Annotated in this window: 3 protein-coding genes; all 3 read left to right on the top strand. The window is 74.2% G+C overall.

Going from position 1 to position 4,583, the window contains the following annotated elements:
- The first annotated feature begins 302 nt into the window (after positions 1-302).
- The 3 genes from wecB (at position 303) to DZF91_RS27980 (ending at position 4,190) form a co-directional block, all read left to right on the top strand.
- Positions 303-1,370 (top strand): non-hydrolyzing UDP-N-acetylglucosamine 2-epimerase, encoded by a 1,068-nt coding sequence (wecB, locus tag DZF91_RS27990; RefSeq protein ID WP_235834620.1) that lies wholly within the window; start codon positions 303-305, stop codon positions 1,368-1,370.
- A complete protein-coding gene (locus DZF91_RS27985) occupies positions 1,363-1,995 on the top strand; it encodes a hypothetical protein (RefSeq protein WP_117360122.1) in 633 nt (210 codons plus the stop codon). Before wecB ends, DZF91_RS27985 begins: the two co-directional genes overlap by 8 nt.
- Positions 1,996-2,063: 68 nt before the next feature.
- A complete protein-coding gene (locus DZF91_RS27980; RefSeq protein ID WP_117360124.1) occupies positions 2,064-4,190 on the top strand; it encodes a glycosyltransferase in 2,127 nt (708 codons plus the stop codon).
- Positions 4,191-4,583 lie beyond the last annotated feature (393 nt).

Raw genomic sequence — 4,583 nt, 5'->3', positions numbered from 1 at the left:
GGACGGCGCGGGCCGCCAGGCGCACGCCCAGGCGGCCCGCGCGGGACGGGTCGTCCCGGAGCTGCCGGACGGCGAGCGCCGACATGTACACGGAGCGTTTCAACACGGCGGGCGAGCGTAGGCGCGCCCGATGAACAGAAGGGAAAGCGCAGGTGGGCGAACAGGTGGGGGAAACGGTGGGTGAATTCATGGGGGTGCCTCGCGGGGGGCACGCGGACGACCGCGCGGAAAGCCCGGTGGACGCGGAAAGCCCGGTGGGCAAGGCCGTGAGCGAGCCGGTGGACGGGTTCGCGGGCGAGCTCGTGCACGTCCTCGGGGCGCGGCCGAACTTCGTCAAGGCGGCCCCCGTCATCGCCGCCCTGGCGGCGCGGGGCGCGCGCCAGGCGGTGGTGCACACCGGCCAGCACTACGACCGCCGGATGTCGGAGGTGTTCTTCGACGAGCTGGGCCTGCCCGAGCCGGACGTCAACCTGGGCGTCGGGTCGGGTTCGCACGCGGCGCAGACGGCGGCGCTGCTGGTCGGGCTGGAGGAGGAGTTCATCCGGCGTTCACCCGCGCTGGTCATCGTGTACGGCGACGTGAACTCGACGATCGCCGCCGCCCTCGTCGCGGCCAAGCTCGGCGTGCCGGTCGCCCATGTGGAGGCGGGGCTGCGCAGCTTCGACATGACCATGCCGGAGGAGGTCAACCGGCGGCTCACCGACCAGCTGTCCGACCTGTGCCTGGTGACCAGCCCGGAGGCGGTCGGGCACCTGGCCGCCGAGGGCGTCCCGGTCGGCCGGGCGCACCTGGTCGGCAACCCGATGATCGACACGCTGCTCGGCAACCTGGACCGGTTCGACACCGGGCGGGTGCGCGCCGAGCACGGGCTGCCGGACCGGTACGTCCTCGCCACGATGCACCGGCCCGCGAACGTGGACGACCCCGCCACGGCGTCCGCGCTGGTCAGGAGCCTGCACGGCGTCGCGGACCTGGCCGAGGTGGTCATCCCCGTGCACCCGCGCGGACGCGCGAACCTGCTCGCCGCCGGGCTGGACGGCCACCCGCGCGTGCGCGTCCTGGACCCGCTCGGCTACGTCGACTTCGTCGCGGCCGTGCGCGGCGCGGCGGCCGTCGTCACCGACTCGGGCGGCATCCAGGAGGAGACGACCGTGCTCGGGGTGCCGTGCCTGACCGTCCGGCCGAACACCGAGCGGCCGATCACCATCACCCACGGCACCAACCGGCTGGTGTCGCTGGAGGAGCTCGTCCCGGCGGCCCGCAAGGTGCTGGAGGGGGAGCGGCCCGCCGCCGGGCGGGTGCCCCCGCTGTGGGACGGGCACGCCGGACCCCGCATCGCCGACGTGATCCTGGAGTACCTCCGTGCGTGACCGTACCGCCCGCCTGCGCGCCGCCCTGCGCGAGAGCGACGCCCGCGTCGAGGAGCTGGAGCGGCGGCTCGCCGCGCTGGAGACCTCGACGACCGTCCAGTTCGGGCGGCTGGTCGCCGGGGCCGCGCGCAACCCGCGCCGCCGGGCCGCGCGGCTGCCGCGCGAGCTGTACCGGCTGTGGAGGCGGCGCGACCGCCCGATGGAGTCGGCGACGCTGCGGGAGAGCGCGACCCGCCGGCTGGACCGGTTCGACCGTCCCGAGGACCGGCTGCTCGTGCAGCACACCTCGGCGGTCCCGGTCGTGGCGGGCATCCTCGGCCGCGATGCCGCCGCCGAGCTCTCCGGCCGGTACGAGGTGGTGCCGCTCCACCCGCACGACGTCCGCACGGTGCTGCAGACGGCCGACGTGGACGCGCTGGTCGTGGACGCGCGCGCGGGCGAGCCGGGAGGGCCGTGGGCGTACCTCGGCGTCCCCGGCATGTTCGACCGCGACCGCGACCTGGACGAGGCCAGGAGCCTCGCGCGCGCACGAGAGATCCCCGTCGTCCTCTGGGGCGAGAACCCGCCGCCGACGATGGCCGTCCTGGACTGGGACCCCGTCGCCACGCTGAAGGAGCTTCGTTGACCCGCGCCCTCGTCTACGGAGACGTGGACCTGAACCTGATCGACGGCTCGGCCATCTGGGCCCAGGGCATGGTGCAGACGCTCGCGCGCGCGGGCTGCGACGTCACGCTCGTCCTGAAGGCCCCGGTCCGGACCGGGCGGCTCGTCGACCCGCTGCGCGCGCTGCCGCGCGTCACCGTCCTCTCGCCGCACGAGGAGGGGCTGGCGGGCGAGGGGCCGATGCGTCCCGCCGAGGCCGCCGCCGTGATCGCGCGGATCGACGAGCGCGAGCCGTTCGACCTGGCCGTGGTGCGGGGACGCGCCCTGGCCGGGCAGCTCGCCGCGGGACCGCTCAGAGGCCGCCTGTGGACGTACCTGACGGACGTCCCCCAGTCGGCGGCCGAGTTCGACGGCAAGGCCAGGGGGGACCTGCGGCGCATCGCCGACGCGTCCCGCCTGCTGCTCTGCCAGACCGAGGAGCTGCGCGGCTTCCTGGAGGCGGCGGTCCCGGCGACGGCGGGCAAGAGCGTGCTGTTCCCGCCGGTGGTCGTCCTCCCGGACGGTCTCCGGCCGCGCGCGGCGGGCTCCCCGGACGGGCGGCTCCGGCTCGTCTACACGGGCAAGTTCGCGCCCCGCTGGAACACGCTGGAGATGACCCGCCTGCCCGCCCTCCTGCGCGCGCGAGGCGTGGACGCCGAACTGCACATGGTCGGCGACAAGATCCACCAGGAGGCGGGGTTCGCCGCGCCGATGAAGGCGGCCCTGGAGAGCGGGGACGGCGTCGTCTGGCACGGCGGCCATCCGCGCGCCGAGGCCATGCGCCTGACCGCGAGCGGCGACGTCGCCCTGTCCTGGCGCGACATGTCGATGGACACCAGCCTCGAACTGTCCACGAAGGTGCTGGAGAGCGGCGCGCTGGGCGTCCCCGTGGTGCTGAACCGCAACCCGATGCACGAGCGGCTGTTCGGGGCGGACTACCCGCTGTTCGCCTCGTCCGAGAGCGATGTCGTGGACGCGCTCACGCTCATCGGCAAGAACCCCGAGCTCTACGAGCTGGCCGCCGAGCGCTGCCGGACCGCCGCCGCCGGCTACAGCCTGGACGCGGCCGTCCGCCGGATGCGCGGCTACCTGGACACGACGTTCCCCGCGCCCCGGCGCGAGGGCAGGCTGAAGGTCGTCGTCGCGGGCCACGACCTCAAGTTCTTCACCAAGCTGCTGGACCACCTGCGGGACCGTCCCGACATCGAGGTCCGCCTGGACAAGTGGCCCGCGTTGAAGACGCACGACCCGGAGCGCAGCCTCGAACTCGTCCAGTGGGCGGACGTGGTCATCTGCGAATGGTGCGGCCCCAACGCCCTCTGGTACGCGCGCAACAAGCGGCCCGGGCAGAAGCTGCTCGTCCGGCTGCACCGCTTCGAGCTCTACTCGGGCTGGCCCCTGAAGCTCGACATCGAGGCCGTGGACAAGGTCGTCTGCGTCAGCCCCCACTACGCCTCCCTGACGCTGGAGACGACCGGGTGGCCCGAGGACAAGGTCCAGGTCATCCCGAACTGGGTGGACGACGAGCAGTTCGACCGCGTGAAGCTCCCCGGGGCCCGGCACCACCTCGGGATCATCGGGATCGCGCCGTCCCGCAAGCGCTTCGACCTCGCGCTGGACGTCCTGGAGGAGCTGCGCCGCGACGACCCGCGCTACACGCTGTTCGTGAAGTCCAAGCTCCCGTGGGAGTACTGGTGGATCTGGGAGCGTCCCGAGGAGCGCGCGCACTACGAGGAGGTGTTCCGGCGCGTCCGGCGCTCCCCGGCGCTCGCGGGCGGCGTCGTGTTCGACGCCTACGGACGCGACGTCCCCGCGTGGCTCCGCCGCATCGGGTTCGTCCTGTCCACCAGCGACGACGAGAGCTTCCACCTGGCGCCCGCCGAGGGCATGGCGTCCGGGGCGGTGCCCGCCCTGCTGCCGTGGCCGGGCGCGGACACCGTCTACGACACCCGCTGGATCCACGCGACGCCCGGCGACATGGCCGCCTCCATCGCCGCGTCGGTCGCCGAAGGACGCTGGGAGGACGACCGGGAGACCGCCCGCGCCCAGGTCCGGGCCGCCTACGGCCTGCGGGTCGTGGAGGACGCCTGGGTGGACCTCGTCTTCGGCGTCCATTCAGGAAACGCGGAACCTTCGGCCGGATATGTTCGTCTCACCGACGGGAAGAATGATCGTTAGCAGAACGACCGTTGGCGGTCGTCCGCCGGGCCGCGCCACCGGGTGACACCGCCGGGCGGCACCGCCCGGCGGACCGTTCTCCGGCGGGAACGGCCCGGTCAGCGGCGGAACGCGGGGGCCTGCCGGGCCGCCGGAGTGCCGTTCCGGGCGGTCGTCCCGGAGGGGCGCACGGGCCGTCCCCGGCGGCGTCCAGACGGGGCGACAGCGGCTCCAACGGCAGCTCAGGCCGGTTCCCGGAAGCGGTTTCGAGCACTTCTCGCGATCTGTGATACTTCGGAGTCCGACGGCCGACGAAAGGGTGAGGATGGTTGCGGAGACCGGCACGGAGGCGGACGCGGGCGCGGACGCGGGGGCCGGTGCGCGAGCCGGCGCCGGCGCGGAGCGGCCCGCGGG

It is taken from the genome of Actinomadura logoneensis, assembly GCF_003428695.1.
In the GTDB taxonomy this organism is placed as follows: Bacteria; Actinomycetota; Actinomycetes; order Streptosporangiales; family Streptosporangiaceae; genus Spirillospora; species Spirillospora logoneensis.
The sequence above is the reverse complement of the archived record's forward strand: the minus strand, read 5'-3'. Positions and strand labels throughout refer to the sequence as shown.

Coding starts and splice junctions, on each gene's coding strand:
- DZF91_RS27980 (WP_117360124.1), top strand. CDS start 2,064: ATGGTGCAGACGCTCGCGCGCGCGGGCTGCGACGTCACGCTCGTCCTG.